Annotated in this window: 20 protein-coding genes; 5 read left to right on the top strand and 15 right to left on the bottom strand. The window is 43.8% G+C overall.

Translation table 11 applies throughout. The annotated features are described in order from the left end of the window. The first annotated feature begins 235 nt into the window (after positions 1–235). Positions 236–568: a hypothetical protein gene (locus ACHUFN_RS06630; RefSeq protein ID WP_394221523.1), complete on the top strand. Its 333-nt coding sequence runs from the start codon at positions 236–238 to the stop codon at positions 566–568. Between the two features lie 6 nt (positions 569–574). On the opposite strand, the gene ACHUFN_RS06625 is transcribed toward ACHUFN_RS06630, so the two are convergent. From ACHUFN_RS06625 to ACHUFN_RS06580, 10 genes are all read right to left on the bottom strand, one after another. Then, on the bottom strand, positions 575–1,195 hold the full coding sequence (locus ACHUFN_RS06625) for a response regulator transcription factor (RefSeq protein WP_394221522.1): 621 nt from the start codon (positions 1,193–1,195) through the stop codon (positions 575–577). Next, entirely contained in the window at positions 1,192–2,370 is a 1,179-nt protein-coding gene (locus tag ACHUFN_RS06620; protein WP_394221521.1) for a sensor histidine kinase, read from the bottom strand. The genes ACHUFN_RS06625 and ACHUFN_RS06620 overlap by 4 nt, the downstream gene beginning before the upstream one ends. A gap of 16 nt (positions 2,371–2,386) precedes the next feature. After that, complete coding sequence (locus ACHUFN_RS06615; protein ID WP_394221520.1) at positions 2,387–2,716, bottom strand: DMT family transporter; 330 nt, start codon at positions 2,714–2,716, stop codon at positions 2,387–2,389. An 18-nt stretch (positions 2,717–2,734) separates the two neighbouring features. After that, positions 2,735–3,331, bottom strand: a complete 597-nt coding sequence (locus tag ACHUFN_RS06610) for a DUF7010 family protein (RefSeq protein ID WP_394221518.1) — start codon at positions 3,329–3,331, stop codon at positions 2,735–2,737. 193 nt (positions 3,332–3,524) lie between these two features. Further along, positions 3,525–4,877, bottom strand: coding sequence for an MFS transporter (locus tag ACHUFN_RS06605; protein WP_394221517.1), 1,353 nt, complete (start codon positions 4,875–4,877; stop codon positions 3,525–3,527). 40 nt (positions 4,878–4,917) lie between these two features. Beyond that, positions 4,918–5,493 (bottom strand): BON domain-containing protein, encoded by a 576-nt coding sequence (locus tag ACHUFN_RS06600; protein WP_394221516.1) that lies wholly within the window; start codon positions 5,491–5,493, stop codon positions 4,918–4,920. 23 nt (positions 5,494–5,516) lie between these two features. After that, positions 5,517–6,113, bottom strand: a complete 597-nt coding sequence (locus tag ACHUFN_RS06595) for a phosphoheptose isomerase (protein ID WP_394221515.1) — start codon at positions 6,111–6,113, stop codon at positions 5,517–5,519. 183 nt (positions 6,114–6,296) lie between these two features. Then, positions 6,297–7,376, bottom strand: a complete 1,080-nt coding sequence (locus ACHUFN_RS06590) for a glycosyltransferase family 4 protein (protein ID WP_394221514.1) — start codon at positions 7,374–7,376, stop codon at positions 6,297–6,299. 219 nt (positions 7,377–7,595) lie between these two features. Continuing rightward, the gene (locus ACHUFN_RS06585) at positions 7,596–7,937 is read right to left on the bottom strand and encodes a YraN family protein (RefSeq protein ID WP_394221513.1); all 342 of its coding nucleotides are present in this window, start codon (positions 7,935–7,937) and stop codon (positions 7,596–7,598) included. A 4-nt stretch (positions 7,938–7,941) separates the two neighbouring features. Continuing rightward, positions 7,942–9,942, bottom strand: a complete 2,001-nt coding sequence (locus ACHUFN_RS06580; protein ID WP_394221512.1) for a penicillin-binding protein activator — start codon at positions 9,940–9,942, stop codon at positions 7,942–7,944. 141 nt (positions 9,943–10,083) lie between these two features. Between ACHUFN_RS06580 and rsmI the strand changes: the two genes are divergently transcribed. Together rsmI and ACHUFN_RS06570 are read left to right on the top strand one after the other, a co-directional pair. Next, positions 10,084–10,920 carry a 16S rRNA (cytidine(1402)-2'-O)-methyltransferase gene (gene rsmI, locus ACHUFN_RS06575; protein WP_394221511.1) on the top strand — a complete coding sequence of 279 codons (837 nt, stop codon included), beginning with the start codon at positions 10,084–10,086 and terminating at the stop codon, positions 10,918–10,920. Positions 10,921–11,011: 91 nt separating this feature from the next. Next, complete coding sequence (locus tag ACHUFN_RS06570; RefSeq protein ID WP_394221510.1) at positions 11,012–11,275, top strand: hypothetical protein; 264 nt, start codon at positions 11,012–11,014, stop codon at positions 11,273–11,275. 64 nt (positions 11,276–11,339) lie between these two features. On the opposite strand, the gene ACHUFN_RS06565 is transcribed toward ACHUFN_RS06570, so the two are convergent. The 5 genes from ACHUFN_RS06565 to ACHUFN_RS06545 form a co-directional block, all read right to left on the bottom strand. Continuing rightward, positions 11,340–12,284: a mechanosensitive ion channel family protein gene (locus ACHUFN_RS06565; RefSeq protein WP_394221509.1), complete on the bottom strand. Its 945-nt coding sequence runs from the start codon at positions 12,282–12,284 to the stop codon at positions 11,340–11,342. Positions 12,285–12,588: 304 nt separating this feature from the next. After that, positions 12,589–13,719, bottom strand: coding sequence for a carboxynorspermidine decarboxylase (nspC, locus tag ACHUFN_RS06560; RefSeq protein ID WP_394221508.1), 1,131 nt, complete (start codon positions 13,717–13,719; stop codon positions 12,589–12,591). Between the two features lie 174 nt (positions 13,720–13,893). Then, on the bottom strand, positions 13,894–15,096 hold the full coding sequence (locus ACHUFN_RS06555; RefSeq protein ID WP_394221507.1) for a saccharopine dehydrogenase family protein: 1,203 nt from the start codon (positions 15,094–15,096) through the stop codon (positions 13,894–13,896). Between the two features lie 306 nt (positions 15,097–15,402). After that, the gene (locus ACHUFN_RS06550) at positions 15,403–15,813 is read right to left on the bottom strand and encodes a hypothetical protein (RefSeq protein ID WP_394221506.1); all 411 of its coding nucleotides are present in this window, start codon (positions 15,811–15,813) and stop codon (positions 15,403–15,405) included. Positions 15,814–15,988: 175 nt separating this feature from the next. Beyond that, positions 15,989–17,005 (bottom strand): AraC family transcriptional regulator, encoded by a 1,017-nt coding sequence (locus ACHUFN_RS06545; protein ID WP_394221504.1) that lies wholly within the window; start codon positions 17,003–17,005, stop codon positions 15,989–15,991. A gap of 98 nt (positions 17,006–17,103) precedes the next feature. Between ACHUFN_RS06545 and ACHUFN_RS06540 the strand changes: the two genes are divergently transcribed. Continuing rightward, a complete protein-coding gene (locus tag ACHUFN_RS06540) occupies positions 17,104–17,532 on the top strand; it encodes an SRPBCC family protein (protein ID WP_394221503.1) in 429 nt (142 codons plus the stop codon). After that, entirely contained in the window at positions 17,519–18,346 is an 828-nt protein-coding gene (locus ACHUFN_RS06535; RefSeq protein ID WP_394221502.1) for a sterol desaturase family protein, read from the top strand. Before ACHUFN_RS06540 ends, ACHUFN_RS06535 begins: the two co-directional genes overlap by 14 nt. The last annotated feature ends 28 nt before the right edge of the window (positions 18,347–18,374 follow it).

Here is an 18,374-nt window from a genome sequence, read left to right as displayed (position 1 = left end):
TTTTCTTGTGTTATCTTCATTATTAGCATAGTTTTAAAGCTGTTCTAAAAATACGCATATAAAGAATAATGAAAGTGAGCGCGCGCTCTGGCATCTGTGTAGCGAAACCTGCTACCTTCCTTCTAGGTTGACGCCAAGTGCTCATGCCCTACGCCTTCTAGACACATCATCGAATTGTGTCGAAATAGCTAAAAGATGCTTGTTGTCGGGCCTTTCAATCATACGGAGATGGAGCGTGGGATTGTTTACCAGTTTTAAGAAATCACGTTTAGAAAATAAGTTTAAGAAAAATGAATGGGTTATCATTCAGTCCATTCCTTTTGCCAAGTTTGAGCAGCTTATCGTTGATTACGTTGATGGTGGTTGGGAAATTGAAGATGACTATGAGCGGCTAGCTGAAGTCACTAAAAAATGGCAGTGTGAGTTGCGTAAGGGTACAAGCATTCTGACTTGTGTTTGGACTGCTAAGCAGGAAGGCATTGTATATGGCCCTGAACGCGTTCTTTCCAGTTTGTCTGAAAAACTCAACCTTCCTACTTCAACTGCTATAGCGACAACTTGGTTTTAGTGGCTGTTACAGCCAACCCTTTTGTTTTGCAATACGAGCAGCATCTACGCGATTGGTCGCGTCTAATTTTGAAATAGCCTCAGAAAGGTAATTCCTTACTGTACCTTCAGATAAGAATAGTGAATGGGCAATATCTTGTGTCTTTAGCCCATCTGAGGCGAGTTTTAGTGCTGACATCTCTTTTTGCGACAGTGGGTTGTTATCGTCTAATGCCATGATCGCAAGTTCAGCAGATATCACCTTTTCGCCAGCAGAGACTTTTTGAATAGCGTCTATTAAGTAGTCACTGTCCGACTCTTTTAAAATAAAGCCTTTTACGCCCAACCCTAATGCGCGTTTTATATAACCAGGTTTTGAAAAAGTGGTCATAAGTACAAGGCTAGTATCAAGGTTCTGCTTGGCAACATGGGCCGCTAAATCTAACCCAGACACCAAAGGCATTTCTATATCGCTTAAAATAATATTGGGGGCCTCTGCACTGTTTAAGTATTCAATGGCCTCTTGTCCGTTGCTGCATTTGGCAACAATGTTCAGGTCGTCTTCAAGTGATAGAAGCATTGCAATTGCATCGCGAACTAATGACTGATCTTCAACAACTAGTACGCTAGTTACTGCGCTAGAATTCATTTTACCGCCTCATTTAAATGCGCGTTGTTAACCGGAAGTCGAACCTTAATCAAAGGGGTGGGAGTGAAAGTAATACTCACATCAGCATTTATTAATGCGGCTCGCTCTCTAATGCCGGTTAACCCGTTACCTTCTTTTATTAACGTAAGGTTTTCAACAATACCATGGTCTTTGTAGGCTATTTTCAATGATTGTTCGTTTAACTCAAAGGTAAGAGAAACAGCGTGGCCTTTCGAATAGCGCAACGTATTTGTGGTTAGCTCTTTTAGAATAAGCGCTAGCTGACCTTCTTGTTTGGCAGTAAGTAGCTTTTCAATGTTCTTCATCATTGTGACTGAAACTGAAAATCCATTATCTTCCAGCAGCGCTTTATCTTTTGCAATTTCGTCGCTTAATGAAAGTTGCTTAATGTTAGATACCGCTTGGCGAATATCTCCCAATAAAAACTGAGAAAGCTGAGCAAGGGCTTTAATTTCGCGATGGGCTTCGTCAATTTTGTTTTTGGTAATAAGTTTGTCGGCTAGTTGTGCTTTTAATGAAATGGAGCTTAGCGCGTGACCAGCCACGTCGTGTAAGTCGCGGCCTATGCGTTCACGTTCAGCAATAGCAGACAACACCCTTAGCGCTTCAGCTTGTTTGCTCTCTTTCAAGCTATGCAGGGTTTCTCTTCTCTCCATCACACCAAACCCGAATAAAACGATGCTATTTATTAGCGAAGCGCTCAGCAGGAAACTGGTATTGTCAAACATGGCTAAATGCAGTGAGACAAGTATCAGCATCATTGCGCCAACGCTAGTTAAGCCCGTTTTTATGGGGTTGTAATAACCTATAATAAAAGCAATGAAGCCAATAATTGTGGCACTACCAGGGTTTTGAAAGCTAAATGCCACAGAGAGTAAAAACATGAGTAGCAAATAAGAAGGGAGTGCTTTAGCCGGTTGGTTGATTGCTTTTATATAAAGGGTGACAAAGCATAGATAACCGGCGCTTTGTAGCAGCCATGTTTCAATTGGAAGTGGGCGAGATACAATAAGTGGCACAAAGAAAAATAAAGAAAAAAACAAGCTCCCGTAAGACCAGCGCTTTTTGCGCCCGCTGGCCAAAAGAGGCATGACAGGCGCAGTGTGCTCGTTTTCTGGGCTAGTGTGCGACACCACACTGTTATTACTTTGCATTGTAAGTACTTCTTCCCTATTGAAATACAACGGCAGACTTGCTGGTAATTAGCAGCGTGCCCGAAATAATTAACATAATACCCAGCACCGCATAAATGTCGAAATTTTGTTTCCAAAAAACAACTGAAGCGGCGGTGATAAGTGCGATTCCCATTCCAGACCAGATTGCGTAAGCAACGCCTATTCCCATGTTTTTTAGTACCATGGCAAACAACATTCCAGACACAGCGTAGAAAAATATAGCGCCGTATCCAAAGGCCCATTTTTCCCAACCATTCGACATTTTAAGTAGCAGCGTGGCGGTGACTTCTGTAACGATGGCAATGGCTAAAAGTAGATAAGTCATGCTGTTTCCCTTATTAAATTATTGAGCGTTAATTGCTTGAAAACGACGTTCTAGGGTTATTAAGGACACGATGTAAACTGCCACTATAACTGCAGAGATGGCTTCAACACGTGCTTCGGGGAACAAGTACCATGCCATTACAATACCTAATGTTCTTGTAACAGTGTGGAAGTAGCCAACCCAGTGCTGAACTATCCATGACCATGGCATCCACATTAAGCCTGTAAGAATACCAATACTTAGCGGCACCGTGGTGTGGTCAATTGCGGCAACGGGAAGGGCAATTGCGAAAACGAGTAGACTCATAAGCAACCCAATGTAGAAAAGGCCATCAAAACTATTCTTCTGTGCCTTCTTATCAAAGAAGCGTTCACCCGTTACGTAGGAGAGACCCGCGCCTAAATAAAAGATGGCCCCGGTACCTAAATAGAGCATCCAAGTGATAGCTTGCTCAGATAAAAATGCAGCGCTTATGCCTATGAGTGACCATACAATTGTGCCTGCCATGGGCATGGCGATAAATCTTTTTTGTTTAAAGCTTTCGCGTTGCTGATCAAGAGAAACTTCACTGCTTTCTTTGCTGAAACGTAAATTATTTAGTGATACCTGTGCCATTTGCTTTACCTGATGTTGTTTTGTCTATAGGTAAAGTATGCAAGAGCGCACTGCATTGCGTTAGTCACAAACGTCATCAATACAATATGACATTTGTCATAAGTTCTTGTGAGCAGTGTGATTAATGAAAGTTAAAAGCGGTGTAAGTGTAAATGACGCGATAATGTTTAATAATGAATAGAGGGCGAATAGACTATGCTTTTTTTGCTTTTCGCTTATTTAATACCGCATGGCCATCTTCTTTTGAGAGCATGAGGCTGTCGTAAATACTGACAAGGGCTACCGCGCCCATGAAAAGCATAGCAAGGGTAAATGTTTGCAAGTTTGGTGTGCTAGCACTTTGGTCAAGTATGAGCGCCGCAGTAGCGATAGCAAGCGCAGATAGCGTAATGCCAAGCCCTCGATTCATTTGCATTAGAATAGCGCCAAGGGTGTTGGCGTCTCGCATTTTATTAGGCGGTACGTCAGCGAAAGCAATAGTGTTAAGTAGCGTTAAGTGCATAGAGCGAGTTACGCCATTGATAAACAGAATTGTTGCAATGGTAAACGACGAAGTTGTGTGATTTACAAGTGCAAGAGCAGCAAACCCCAGTGCGACAAGTACGCCATTGCACACCAATACGCGCTTAAACCCGAACGTATTCATAATCCATGTGGTTAAGGGCTTTATCGCTAAATTGCCGGCAAAAAGCCACAACAACAACGTGCCTGCTTCAACGGGCGAATAGCCTAGTCCAAGCTGCAACATTAGCGGTAGTAAAAAAGGCGCACTGCCAAGTGCAATCCGTACTACAGAACCGCCATATACAGAAAGCCTGAAGGTTTTGTACTGCATGGCATCAAAAGAAAACAGCGGGTTTTTGGCCTTTTTTACGTGCCGTATTGCGAACATCATAAGCACCATGCCAAGTGCGATAACGCCAAGAGACTGAAATAGTTTGTCGCTGGTACTGGCTAGAAATTCTATCCCCGCCATAAAAAGCGCAAAGCCAATACCTGTCAGTAAAAAGCCTTTAATGTCGAACTTTCCTACGTCGCCTTTGGTATTTTTAAGCAGATAGAGCGACGCAATAATAGCGATAACGCCTAGCGGAATATTCATATAGAAAATCCACTGCCAGCTGAAGTGAGTGGCAATATAGCCACCTAGCACAGGGCCCAGCAATGGAGCGCTCAAGGCAGGCCATGTGATGATAGCCACCGTTTTCACTAGCTTCTCTTTGGGCAAATCACGTAGTACGACAAGTCGTCCAACAGGAACCATCATTGCTCCGCCTAAGCCTTGCAGAATGCGTGAGAGGGTGAATTCTAACAAGGTGGTACTTAACCCACAAAGTACAGACGTTATAGTGAAAATGGTAATGGCCGCAATAAAAATGGTTTGAGCACCAAACTTATCAGCAACAAATCCACTTAAGGGGATAAACAGGGTGACAGCGACCAGATACGCTGATACGCCAATAGATAAGTGGGCTGCCGGTACATTGAAGTCGGCAGCAATGACAGGTAACGCCGTGGTTATTACCGTGGCGTCTAAAATTTCCATAAAGAGTGCCCCTGCTACCAAAAGGGCAGTGGCAAGCTCTTTATTGAGCAATTTCGAACGCCCTTACCACGCGGGCTACTCCCGTGATATTGCGAGCGATATCAACCGCCGCTGTGGCCTCTAAATTTGTTAAGCGGCCCATAAGAAACACTTCAGAATCTTGCACTACCACTTTTACTTGTAAAGCTGGAACGCGCTCATCGGCAACAATCTTGGTACGCACTTTAGATGCTAGCCATATGTCGTTTGCTTGGGTTCCTGCCCCAATAGATTCACCAATACGAATTTGGTTATGTATTTTTTTGATGTAGCTGACTTCTTGCGTACGGCGAACGGCCTCGTCAATTAGCGCCTGATCAGGCGCTTGGCCCGTTAATAGGGCAACGCCATTGTAAACATCAACCTGTAGGTTGGCTCGCTCTTTAAGCGCATCACTTTTCGACCACTGATACGACACCGCAGCATCCGCATTTTGATCGTCAAGCTGCGTGCCTACTGTTCTGCGGTCGTTGGCCACTTTTGCGGCCATAGCTCCCGCAGCGCCTACCGCAACAACGCAGCCTTGTAAGGTAAATATAAGGGCAAAAATAGCACCCAAAACTCCAAGATTTTTCACTTTTTTACTCATAAATTAATTTATCACTCGTCGCCGTGGTCAGCGGGGAATAAGCTATCGTCAATGCATTCACATAAATTGTGAACCACCAATAAATGCACTTCTTGAATGCGTGCCGTGCGGTTAGATGGAATGCGAATTTCTACATCGTGTTCACTTAAAAAACCGGCCATTTCACCGCCATCTTTTCCCGTAAGTGCAACAATCGTCATGTCGCGAGAAAGTGCGGCTTCCATTGCTGCAATCACATTTCGAGAGTTGCCGCTGGTTGAAGTGGCTAAAAGTATGTCGCCTGGCTGCCCTAGGGCGCGCACTTGTTTGGCAAATACTTCATCAAAGCTATAGTCGTTAGCAATAGATGTTAGCGTTGAGGTATCTGTACTTAACGCTATGGCAGGAAGGCTTGGGCGATCACGCTCGTAACGGTTAAGCATATTTGATGCAAGGTGTTGTGCAACGCTAGCAGAGCCACCATTCCCACAGCTTAGTACTTTGTTCCCTCTGATTAGCGCTTCAACTATCATGTAAGCCGCTTTTTCTATGTATTCAGGCAGAATCTCTGACGCTGCTATTTTGGTTTGAATACTCTCGGTAAAATTCGCTTTAATTTGTTCTATCATGTGTTATCTCTTGGTTTTCACTTGAAAGCTGGTCAAGTCATAAGCGTTGCAGCGCGAAACTACAGTCCATTTTATCATTTCGAAGACCAGCATTTAGGCGAAACTGCGATAGTGCCTACTTATGGTATACATAGCAGGCTATGCTTTTTTTCTTAAATAACTTGCGCTAGGTCGAGCCGCTTTCTATTGAAGTGTGCGAAAGAACTCTACAAGGTTTCGTGCTTCGTCTTCTGCTTTAAAATTCTTCACAACATGCTCTCTGCCAGCTTTCCCCATTTCGGCCAATTTATCCATATCCGATAGCAGTAAATCCATTTTCTCGGTTACCGATTGTTGATCTTTCGTCGGTATAATATACCCGTCAACTCCTGGCCTAATAATATCTTCCCACGCGCCAGCTTGAGTTGCTAACACTGCTGCGCCTGCGCTCATGGCCTCGGGTACTGTCAGTCCAAACCCTTCGTTATAACTCAATGCACTTACTAGTGACAGTGCACTAAATATATTGGGAATTTGTTCAAAGGGAAGCTCACCAGTAAATACAATGCGCTCGGTTAGCCCAGCCTTAGAGACCTTTTCTTTCAGTTGATTAACAAACTCTTGGTTGCTAGATGAAATAGCACCCACCACAACAGCATTTACTTCGGGATATTTTGGTAATACTTCAATACAGGCTTGAACAAAAAGGTGTACCCCTTTTTGTTCTCTTACTCTGCCTAAAATGCCTATGCCGTATTTACCGCCGAACCCCAAGTTTTGCCAAGCTTCTTGCTTATTTTCAGCTGGCATATAGTTATCAATTTGCACACCATGAAGGTTAATTTTTGCTGGGGGCTTGTTTAAATACTTAGCTGAGCGATTGCTCATGGCAATAACCGCGTCCATTTTGTTGCTTAACCACACGGTAGACGCTGAGCGTTTTCGTTGGGCAGCAGAACTAAATACTAGCTTTATTTTGGCGCGAAACAGGTATTTAAGAATGACACCTTGAATCATTTCATCCACACGGCGTGCGTGAAAAATTCTCCATTTACCGTTGCTTAATGGTCGTCTGCACATTTTAGCCACCTCCCAAAAGGAAATGGTTAATGAAGGGTCTGGAACAAAATGCTTACCCATTATTCGCAAATTAATCATTTCTTTTTGAATGGATGTGACTTGCAGCATGGTAGAAGTAACACCAGAAAAATTAGAGCTTGAATTTCCTACGATTAATTCTATTTCGTCGCTGCTGGGTAAACTGTTGTTGTTAGGATGACTCATTATGTGTGGGAACCTAAGAAACTATCATCAAACCGATGAAGGGTTGTAAATCATAAGATAAAACGTACGGAGCACTACATTGATACCGGTTACTGTTTTTCTATAGTACTCAACGCATTTTCAAATACAGTCGTTGTTATTTTTTGCGTATCTCTGTGAGCAATTATCACTTTAAAACAGGACTAATACTGTCACCGTTTTTTCTATTTTTCGTAATAGCTAGCCAACGTTTTTGAGCCATTGAAGCTCGCTTCCGTCTATCGCAATTACATCTATTCGCAGTGACGTAGATGCCGGGTTAATTCCATTATCTAACAAATAGAAATCAAACGCAGCCTGAATTCGTTGTAGTTTTTTCGCGGTTACAAATTCCAGAGCGCTGCCAAACTGATTTCTTTTACGGTATTTAACTTCAATGCACACCACGGTATTACCGTCTTGCATCACAATATCTAATTCGCCGCGCCGTGTTCGATAATTACGACATAGAAGAGTAAGGCCTTGTTCCATCAAATAATTACAGGCCTTGTCTTCTGCTGCACTCCCTTGCAGTGTTGACATAGGTTTACTCCGAAAGCATTTGTACTTTTTCGTTACGAATAATGGCTTGTGGCTGCTTGCGTATCACTTCACCTTGCTGGTTTAACGACAGTGTGCCTGTTAAACCTTCATAAGTAAGGTAGTTCAACGTGTTAAGCATGCCTAGCTGTGGAAGCAGCTGGTAAGCATCGAACCCGAACGCGAACAAGCGTTTTTGCATGGTGTTTTGGTTTTCCCATGCCTTATCTACTTCTTGTTGCAAGGGCTGCCACTTATGATATGGCATTAACCAAGGCATATCGATAAAGTGAACGTTTTGTAGGTCACGCCATTGGTTTTTACCGCTGTCGTAATCCATTGAGCGAGACGTGGCATATACAGGCACTTGCTTACCATCGAAAGGATTCAGGCTCGCTTCAATAATTGGGTTAAGCAGTTCAGTGTCTTGTGGTGAAGCAAATGCAACGATTGCGTCGATGTCTCGTCTGCTTCGCGGCATGTTGTACACTTCATCGTTTGTCATGTACTCAATTTGATTAATGCGCTGATTGCTCTGCGCTACGTCCAGCGCTTGCGTGATACCTTCTCTTAAAGAGTTACTGTCGTTAAATGTTACCGACGTAATGTTTGTTCGTTGTTTATTTTCTGCGTTGTTAAGGTTTTTCCAGTGCCTTTTAAATGTAGCGTCCATTCTTTGATACAAGCTGCTTTGCGCGGCAATTACAATTGGCGCCCGAAAACCTTTATTAAAAATAAATTCCGCAAGCTGTTTAGCTTCATCTTCTGGTGCAAGACCGTAGTAGTTCAGAGAGGTTGGCAATCCAATTGCTTCAAGCTCGCCTTGCGCACCTTCATTAGCTAAACCTGTTTCCATAGCGCTATCAGTAGTCACTGATTTACTGTCTGTTAACACAATGCTATTCGTGCTGGTTAAAGAGGCATCGATAGGCTCTTCTGGCCTGTTTAGCGCCAGCACATTTACACCAAAGGGTAAATTTGGAATTAAGCTTTCAACCGTGTCTTTTAGAAGCGGGCCAATAATGAATTTGGTGTCGCCAATTTGTTCAATTAACTGCTGTGTGTCTGCGTCATTTGTATCGATAAAGCGCAATGTCGGTAGCCGGCGCTCGTTTTGGCGTTTTTCAACGTCAGTGTAATAGGCGGCCATTATGCCGTTTTTCACCACCTTACCTGTTCTTTCCAGTCTGCCTGATAGAGGTAATAAAACGGCAATGTCATTGGCGCCTGTATCAAGCAGCTGCGCTGCTTGCACGATGTTTTCAGGCATCGCCTTTTCAAGTATGTGGCCGCGATAAACTTGCTTGAATTGCTGAAGGCTTCTGGCGAGTTTTACTGGAGAAGCGGCGTTTTCTTCTGTTAGCTCACGTAAAGTGACAAAAGGTGATAAAGCCGGGTATTCACTTCCAATTGATGATAGCGATTCACTGGGTAGTGAAGTAACCCAGCGCCAAACTTGTTCGACTTTTTCGTCGTCTGGCAACTTTGTTTTCAATATGCTGTTTGCTGCCGCCGCAAAATTGCCCTGTTGACTGTAAAGTTGGGTTTGAAGTTCTGCTTTTTGAAATGCTGTTTCGCCGGTGCCAGCAACATTTTCGAGCATAGCCAGTAATTCGTCTGGTGACGCATTAGGCATACCCGCATAGATTTTCGCCACCAACAAGGAGTAATACGGTTGATTAGCTGCTGCGATGCCGTCTTCTTTTACTTCGTAAAGTACTTGCTGAGCAAGAACAGGCTGTTGATTTTGAATATACAGATCGGCCGCTTGAAGCAGTAGTGTATTGCGCTGTTCTTTATTGAGAGTACGCTCCCATACTTTCTTAGCTTCAAGCAGTTTATGTTCTGGTGTGACGTTCTCTTCAATTTTCGCGGTTTCGACTGGCGCTGATGTTACTGCTGTAGGTCTAGTTTGAGGCGAAGGCGTGCTTCCACAGCCAGATAAAACCATTACACACGCAATGGCTGACAGAGTAAAAAATTTTCCAGTTTGTCCAATATGACGCACAGCTACATTCCTTTTACATCGTTATAGGTCAAGTTTATCTGAACCAGTGTGAAAATCTACGCTTGCCAGCATAATCTGGACTAATGGCGTGATACACTTGCCGCATTATCTTTATATTTAACGAAAAACTTAAGTACTGTTATGACAGACACCGCCACCTTATATATTGTTCCTACACCTATTGGTAATTTAGACGACATGAGCGCTAGGGCCGTCAGTGTATTGAGTGAAGTTAGCTGGATTGCGGCCGAAGACACGCGCCACAGTGCACGGTTACTACAGCATTTTAGTATTGGAACGAAAACGCTTTCATTGCATGAACACAATGAAGATAAGCGAACGGCTATGTTATGCGAACGCTTAAAAAACGGCGAATCGGTAGCACTGATTAGCGATGCGGGCACACCTTTGATAAGTGACCCAGGCTTTATTCTTGTTCGCAAATGCCGTGAGCAAGGTATTCCGGTAAGCGCGCTGCCAGGTCCGTGCGCAGCCATCACTGCACTAAGTGCGTCAGGACTTCCCACTGACAAGTTCATCTTTGAAGGCTTTCTACCTGTTAAAACGCAGGCACGAGAGGGCGTGCTTTCTGCCCTTTCAGATAGAACTTTCACCACCGTTTATTACGAAGCTCCGCGTCGAATATTAGACACAGTTACTGATATTCAGCGCATGTTAGGCGAACGCTCAATTGTGGTAGCGAAAGAGCTAACTAAAACATTTGAAACCTACGTAAGCGGCAGCGCACAAGATGTCATTAATTATTTAACCGCTGACACTGCGCATCAAAAAGGCGAGTTTGTTGTAATGATTGGCCCAGCGCGAGTAAGCGAGCAAGCCATTCCCAGTGAAGCGATGTCGTTGCTAAACGCATTATGCGAACACATGCCGCTTAAGAAAGCTGCGGCTGTTGTAGCGAGCCATTACGGTTTAAAAAAGAACGCGCTTTATCAAGCAGGGCTTGATGCAAAAGCATAGATGAGTTGATCTTAAGTGCTTGGCTATGAATACAAAGAAATGATATTCACGTCGGCTACAGGCAAGTCGCTGACGGCTAACGGAGGCGCAAATGACACAATCACTTAAGATAACTATGTCAGACGGAAAATGGCTGGTGGATATATTTTCTCAAGCGAACGACTCTGGCGTTTATGACCTTATTCACCCCAATGACACCACTGAAGTTGATTTGAACGAAGGCGAAATGTACGGCTTTCGTTATAGCCTACAAGGCAAAGCCGGTACATCATTTAAGATTGAACTAGACGACAAGGTGTTAGCCGAGGGCGAAATAGATAAGACCGAAGCGGCCTCTGGTCGTGGTGTGGTTTAGCGGTAAACCTCCTTTAAGGTAAGTTGAACAACCCCATCTTAATTGCGTTAACACCGAAGAGCGGTTATTGGCGTTGGTCAATAACCAAAGGCTCTTTAAATGTCATTGTGCGGTAAGGGAAAGGTATCTCAATACCTGCTTCATCTAGAGCGCGCTTAACTGAACTGACAACCTCACCCCGAGACTTGCGATGATCTAAGGGAGTTGGATCGGTCCACCACGTAACCTCAATATCTATACTGCTCGACCCGAACCCTGCTAAAAACACTTCAATATTTTTAGACTTATCTACCGTTTCACATTTCTCTAGGGCGCTTTCAATCACAGACACCGCTGCATCGGCGTCTTCATCATAAGCTACGCCAGTCATGATGGTGATCCTACGCAGATCTAAGTCTGTTAATACTCGAATGGGATTTTTAAATAAGTACGAGTTAGGGGTTACTACTAATTCGCCATTCGTCTTGCGAATTGTTGTCATGCGTACAGAAATTTTTTCGACCTTGCCCATAATCGACTCACATTCGACAAAGTCGCCTCTTTCGAATGGGTACTTCCAAAGCAGTAAAATGCCAGCAAAAAAGTTTTCGAAAATTTCTTTAAAGGCAAAACCGACAGCGACAGAAAGTAAACCTAAACCGCCAAGTGCTTTTGCAGGAGTTAACCCAGGAAACATGATAAGTGCAGCTAACAAAAGTCCGAGTGTCCACACGGCTACACTTGTAAATCGTATAACAAGTTCACGTACCGAGTCGCGTTTGACCCGCGACGCCGTTAACTTTTCGATAAAACGCCCAATTGTAGAAGACAGCGCCCAAGTCAGCAAAATAACGGTAAACCCAACAGCCATGTAAGGCAAGTGCTCGATAAAGCCCTGCGTTATACTCACCAGCGTGCTTTCCAGCGTATCCAGTGGTGACAAATCTTCAATGGTGGTTGAAGTGTCGCCGCCGCTAGGCTGCGAGTCTGATTGAAAGTAATTTAACGAACCACTGAACTGAAGAAGCATCCGAAATTCCTTGTTGGCTGCAGAGAAGGCGAATGTTGATTGCCATAGATGGTTACGTTAAGGTCTTGTGTAAGATCAGATTTTAATGCAGAGGCTGTGCCTAGCCTTTAGCGTCTTGGCGACGAGATACGAAAAAGTCAATGAGTGGAAGGCGTCGGCGAGATAGGTGGGTGAAAAGCCATTAAAGCTTTGATGCAACATCATGACATGCCGCATCAAAGCGTTCAAAAATCGTTGCTTAGTCATTCTGACACGTGTGAAAAAGCAACCGTTGTTTTACAAGAAAACAACAGTAAAGGGCATCTTAAGACAAGCGGCCTTTAAAGTCTTCATAGCTAAATTCACGCACTAACTCGAATTCACCGTTCGAACGCAAAATGCCAATGCCGGGATGCTCAACACCATTGAAGAAGGTAGTTTTAACCATGGTGTAATGCATCATATCTTCAAACTGCAAACGATCGCCTGCCTTAAGCGGTGCGTCGAACGAGTAAGTATCAATCACGTCACCTGCAAGGCAAGAATTACCGCCTAGCTTCACGTTATGCGCTTTTTCATCTGGCATACCTGCGCCTAAAATGGCAGGGCGGTAAGGCATTTCCAAAACGTCAGGCATGTGAGCGGTAGCCGAGATATCTAAAATGGCAATGTCACCCTCGTTTTCTACCATATCTACCACTTCACAAATTAGTGGGCCTGTTTGCCATGCAACCGCAGAACCTGGCTCTAAAATTACGTCTAGGTGTGGGTAACGTGCTTTAAAGTCTTTGAGCGTTTTAATAAGGTGCTCAACATCGTAACCTTCGCTGGTCATAAGGTGCCCGCCGCCTAAGTTCAACCATTTTAGCTGGCCAAGCCACTTCCCAAAGCGTTTTTCAATGGCTTCAAGTGTACGTGCTGTTGCGAAAGAGTCGCACTCGCAAAGATTATGACAGTGGAAGCCTTCAATACCTGACAAGTCAACACTTTCTAATTCACTGGCACGTATGCCTAAGCGTGAACCTGGCGCTGCGGGGTCGTAAAGTGGTGTATTGGCCTCTTGATGCTCAGGATTGATACGAAGGCCCAAAGACACATTAGCTAGGGCTTCTTTATGGGCATGCCACTGAGTCAGGCTATTGAAAGACAAATGGTTAACTAGGCCTGCCAATTCTTTTGCGTCGTTCACCTTGTATGCCGGCGAATACGCGTGCACTTCTTTACCCATTTCCGCAGCGAGTTTCGCTTCCCAAACTGAACTGGCCGTCGCGCCATGCAAATACTGTTTGATGATGTCGAAGCACGACCACATAGAGAAGCCTTTAAGCGCAAGAATAATTCGCGCGCCAGACTCGTCTTGAACACGCTTCATCAGCTCAAGGTTTCGTATTAATTTAGCTTCTTCCAGCACATAGCAAGGAGAGGGAATATCAGTGCGTTGAGTTAAATCGGTCAATGGGATAAAGCTCCAAAAAATAAAACTGCTTTAATATCTACTAAACGCCCAATGTATTACATATCTAGCCATAGCTCAAAATCGGTCTCAAAAGCACGATTTTGGCAATTAGGTTGTATGCAAATAGCGGCGTTAACAAAAAGGGCGCTTAAAGTAAGCGCCCTTGAGTATTGATTATTTGGTGAAAGGGCTACCTTCACATTCAAGAACGTGCCATGGAAGGCCGTGCTCGTTAAGCATGTCCATGAATGGGTCTGGATCGAATTGTTCCATGTTCCATACGCCCGCTTCTTTCCACGTGCCATTAAGCATAAGTGCTGCACCAATCATAGCTGGAACACCTGTGGTGTAAGAAACCGCTTGTGCGCCCACTTCTTCGTTACACTTCGCGTGGTCACAGTTGTTATAAATAAAGATAGTCTTCTCTTTACCATCTTTAATACCTGTGATGTACGTACCAATACACGTCATACCGCTGTAACCTTCGGCAAGTGAGCCTGGGTTAGGCAGTACTGCTTTCAGGAACTCTAGTGGTACAATTTTTTGGCCTTGGAATTCAACTGGCTCAATGCTAGTCATACCAATACCTTCAAGCACACGCAGGTGATTAAGGTAAGCATCGCCAAACGTCATCCAGAAGCGCGCACGCTTGAGAGTAGGGAAGTGCTTAACGATAGACTCCAACTCTTCGTGGAACATAAGGTATGACGCGCGAACACCAATGTTTTGGTAATCAAGGTCTTCACGTACGCTTAGTGGATCTGTCTCTTTCCACTCGCCATTTTCCCAGTAACGACCGCGCTGTGTAATTTCACGAATATTAATTTCTGGGTTGAAGTTTGTCGCGAAAGCCTGACCGTGATCACCACCGTTACAGTCAACGATATCAAGGTAGTGAATTTCGTCGAAATAGTGCTTCGCTGCGTATGCCGTGTAAACGTTAGTTACACCCGGATCGAAGCCGCTACCAAGAAGCGCCATAATACCTGCGTTTTTAAACTTGTCTTGGTACGCCCACTGCCACGAGTATTCGAATTTTGCTTCGTCTTTCGGTTCGTAGTTGGCGGTGTCTAGGTAATCAGTATTAGTTGCAAGACACGCATCCATAATTGGAAGGTCTTGGTACGGCAACGCTAGGTTGATTACTAGGTCTGGTTTTACTTCGTTAATAAGTGCTTCAACTTCTTTTGCGTTGTCTGCATCAACAGCGAAAACACCTTTAACGCGGTCTGCACCTACTTCTTCTTGCAGTGCTTCACACTTAGATACCGTGCGGCTTGCTAAGTAAATTTCGTCGAAATGTTGCGGTAAACGTGCACATTTTTTCACAGTTACCGACGCAACACCGCCAGCACCAATAATTAAAACGCGAGACATAATAATAATCCCTAATTTTGCTAATGAATTTTGGGCTGAATGCTAGCAGACCAACGGGATTTGGCAAGCATAGACCGCCCATGACAGTACAAAAAATTTTAATCGTAACAACGAATGTAAAAGGTAGCACACACGATAAGTGAAACTACCTTCAAAAGACTATAGTGCTAACATCGAAGGACACTAGAGGCCACGCTATTAATCAAACTGTGCAATGATACGACCACAACCTAGTTTTTGATTAATTCAATGCGTAAACCGTTTCGCTGTTTGACAATAAATCGTTGATAAAAATTTATTACAACTTTAGCGGGTAACGGTATCAATAGGTGGTGAGATGACTACCTTATCATCAACTTTGTAGTACGGATAAAGAATAAGACGCTCTTCATGGTTTGGTGTTGAGGTGGCAATGGCGATAGCGTCTAACGTTTTGCTGTCTTGAGTATTCACAGCGGCGGCATACACAAGCACGCTGTAGCTATTCGTGTCGGTTGTAGTGTCGATAATTCGCCATTGAAGCTGTTCGATAAGCTGCGATTCGCGCTTTTTACCCTGAGTTTCGTCGCTAAAGATGCAGCCAATACGGCCGTTTTCATAAATGGCAGCGAAAGGGTAAAACACATCACATACGGGTAACATGAGCTCACATAAGCTCAGTGATTTTGATACAAGTACGTTTAGCGGCGCTGGCAATGTAACTGGACGGTCGATCATAGCGTATCTCCTGAAAGTTAGCGTTGCTGGACACTTGCTAATACCTACGCTTTCATTGACACATTAGTTTAATAAATAACATTACGATAGTTAAAACCCGCTATTTAATACTAAATGACTAGGCTTATCGTGTGTTTGGCAACAGTTACCGTCACTTTTGGAGGTGCGTATTTTTTTATTCCTGGCCCTTCAAATCTTTTTGGTATTTCAATGGCGTGGTTGAAAACCAGCTTTTAAAGGCGTGAGTGAACGATGATTGTTCCTGAAACCCCAACAAATCTGCCGTATCAGCAATAGTGTGGTGCAAAAGCAAGTCGTTTAACCGAGCTTTGCGTTCATTGCTAAGGATCTGTTGATAGCTGGTGCCGCTTTGCTTTAGCTTTCTTTGTAACGTACGAGGGCTAATAAATAATGCGTCGGCAACACGCTGCTGATCGCACCCTTTTAATGTGGGCTTCGCTTTTAAAAGCGCCACAACCTTGTGTTTCACATCCTCGTTAGTCGCGGCGTGCGCGCGCGATTTCTCATTGCGCTCAAGTAACTCAGTTTCGGTTACCTTTACTAAGGCGCTAAACATTGCTTTGTTTTCACTGGTAAAAGGAACGTGAAGTAGGTGGGTGGGAAACACTATTGAATTGGCACTGGCACCGCTTTCAACGTCGCAGTTAAACCAATTTTCTAAGGTACTTTTTTCCCACTTATTTAAAGAAAAAGTAAAAGTGACCGCAGTTAACTGACAAGCAGAGCCTAAAATTTTATAAACGGTTGCTACCCATGCTGTTGTATTGCGCAGCACCATTTGCTTGCAGTCTTGGCTTTTGGGAGACCAGTTTATTTGTGTGTTGTCTTCATCAAAAATAACAGAAGTGGTGCCAATGTCGGCCACTAACGCATCAAAACGCGTAAGCGCATTGATAGCTTGCGCTAAATTCTCGCAGCTTTCTACAAGATAGCCCAACACACCGTAGTCTTTAGCCTGAATGTGCTTGCCCAATTCAAAGCCAAACAGCGTGTTGTTGGTTGCTGCTACCCCATGGTTAAGTAATGCTACATATACATCCATAGGCACTCGGGTCGAGTTACCTTCTGGGCTGTGCATATGGGATTGCAAGGCATTGTGGTTGGTACTTACCCCTAAGCTAGCTAAAAAACTAATAATGCTTTGTAAATAAGCAGATGAAACGGTTGGCATATGCTGTCGCAAAATAACAAAAACACTGACGTATTAGCGCAAGATAAAAAGAAAATGTCAAATTATGCTAGAAGGCGTGAAAACAGGGCTGACAAGACATGGTAAATGTTCACTACAAGAGAAACATTGCAGCAACTTCCATACAGTTGCGAGACACGCTGCTAAACCATCAACATTTAAGCGACTTTTTCAATGCATCGTTTCGTGTGCTTAAAAAAGAAAATAGTGGTGAAATAACCGGCGGAAAGGGCTGCGTGAGAGAGGTAACGATTCTAGGTGTTCGCTTTAAAGAAGAGATAGTTCATGCTGATTTAACGCGAATTGAATACCGCGTAGTTAACAACTTTCCGGTTAAACAACACACGGGGCTTATTGAATTTACGCCTCACCAAAATACCACAACCGTTTCTTATCGCATTACCTGCGCTGCACCTTGGTATTTACCCAGTTGGCTGCTTCAACGTCTTTTACAAAACGATATTGAACAGTGTTTGAATAAGTTAGGAGCACGCTTTGATTCCCGTTGAGCTAATTTTATTAGGGCTAAGCCCCGTTTTTCTGTTGTGCGTGTTTGTTGAATTTAAAAAGGCGCGACAGTTTTACAATGTCAAAGATAGTATAAATAACGCATTGTTGGCGCTTTTGCATCAGGGCTCAGACGCGTTAATTCTGCTGTTATTAATGCCTTTTTTTGTGTGGTTGCATCAGTTCTCGCTGTTCAACATCGAGCTTACTCTATTTACGCTAGTGGTAGGCTTTGTATTGCAAGATTTTCTGTACTACTGGTTTCATCGTGCGTCACACAATATTCACTGGTTTTGGTTGGCGCACGTGGTGCACCACAGCTCAACACGAATGAACTTCACCACCGCATTTAGACAAAGTATTTTGTACCCATTTGTGGGGATGTGGCTCTTTTGGGTTCCTATGATTTTAATCGGGTTTTCACCCAGTCTTGTTTTTGCCATTGTTGCCATTAATCTTGCGTATCAGTTCTTTGTGCATACCCAAACTATCGGCAACTTAGGCTGGGTAGAACGTATTTTTAATACGCCTACACATCATCGTATTCACCACGCTACAAACAAACCTTACATCGACAAAAATTACGCTGGCGTGCTGATTATTTGGGACAAGCTTTTTGGGACCTTCGCAGAAGAAGATAAAACCATAACGATAAAATACGGCATTATCGGGAAGACACCAGATGACAATCCACTGAGCGCCAACTTCAGCCAATTGGGCGTATTATTCGAGCAGTTAAAAGAAGCGAAGGGAGCAAAAGCAAAGCTACAGCGACTGTTTGGATACCCCATTGCTAGCAAGGATTTATGTAAATAAAAACATTCCCGGGCTAGCGCCAAATGTG

Origin of the sequence: Alteromonas gracilis (assembly GCF_043642145.1) — a bacterium.
In the GTDB taxonomy this organism is placed as follows: Bacteria; Pseudomonadota; Gammaproteobacteria; order Enterobacterales; family Alteromonadaceae; genus Alteromonas; species Alteromonas gracilis_B.
The sequence above is the reverse complement of the archived record's forward strand: the minus strand, read 5'-3'. Positions and strand labels throughout refer to the sequence as shown.

Coding starts and splice junctions, on each gene's coding strand:
- ACHUFN_RS06595 (WP_394221515.1), bottom strand. CDS start 6,113: ATGATAGAACAAATTAAAGCGAATTTTACCGAGAGTATTCAAACCAAA.
- ACHUFN_RS06555 (WP_394221507.1), bottom strand. CDS start 15,096: ATGTCTCGCGTTTTAATTATTGGTGCTGGCGGTGTTGCGTCGGTAACT.
- ACHUFN_RS06610 (WP_394221518.1), bottom strand. CDS start 3,331: ATGGCACAGGTATCACTAAATAATTTACGTTTCAGCAAAGAAAGCAGT.
- ACHUFN_RS06550 (WP_394221506.1), bottom strand. CDS start 15,813: ATGATCGACCGTCCAGTTACATTGCCAGCGCCGCTAAACGTACTTGTA.
- ACHUFN_RS06625 (WP_394221522.1), bottom strand. CDS start 1,195: ATGAATTCTAGCGCAGTAACTAGCGTACTAGTTGTTGAAGATCAGTCA.
- rsmI (WP_394221511.1), top strand. CDS start 10,084: ATGACAGACACCGCCACCTTATATATTGTTCCTACACCTATTGGTAAT.
- ACHUFN_RS06590 (WP_394221514.1), bottom strand. CDS start 7,376: ATGAGTCATCCTAACAACAACAGTTTACCCAGCAGCGACGAAATAGAA.
- ACHUFN_RS06540 (WP_394221503.1), top strand. CDS start 17,104: ATGGTAAATGTTCACTACAAGAGAAACATTGCAGCAACTTCCATACAG.
- ACHUFN_RS06570 (WP_394221510.1), top strand. CDS start 11,012: ATGACACAATCACTTAAGATAACTATGTCAGACGGAAAATGGCTGGTG.
- ACHUFN_RS06615 (WP_394221520.1), bottom strand. CDS start 2,716: ATGACTTATCTACTTTTAGCCATTGCCATCGTTACAGAAGTCACCGCC.
- ACHUFN_RS06585 (WP_394221513.1), bottom strand. CDS start 7,937: ATGTCAACACTGCAAGGGAGTGCAGCAGAAGACAAGGCCTGTAATTAT.
- ACHUFN_RS06545 (WP_394221504.1), bottom strand. CDS start 17,005: ATGCCAACCGTTTCATCTGCTTATTTACAAAGCATTATTAGTTTTTTA.
- ACHUFN_RS06565 (WP_394221509.1), bottom strand. CDS start 12,284: ATGCTTCTTCAGTTCAGTGGTTCGTTAAATTACTTTCAATCAGACTCG.
- ACHUFN_RS06605 (WP_394221517.1), bottom strand. CDS start 4,877: ATGGAAATTTTAGACGCCACGGTAATAACCACGGCGTTACCTGTCATT.
- ACHUFN_RS06620 (WP_394221521.1), bottom strand. CDS start 2,370: ATGCAAAGTAATAACAGTGTGGTGTCGCACACTAGCCCAGAAAACGAG.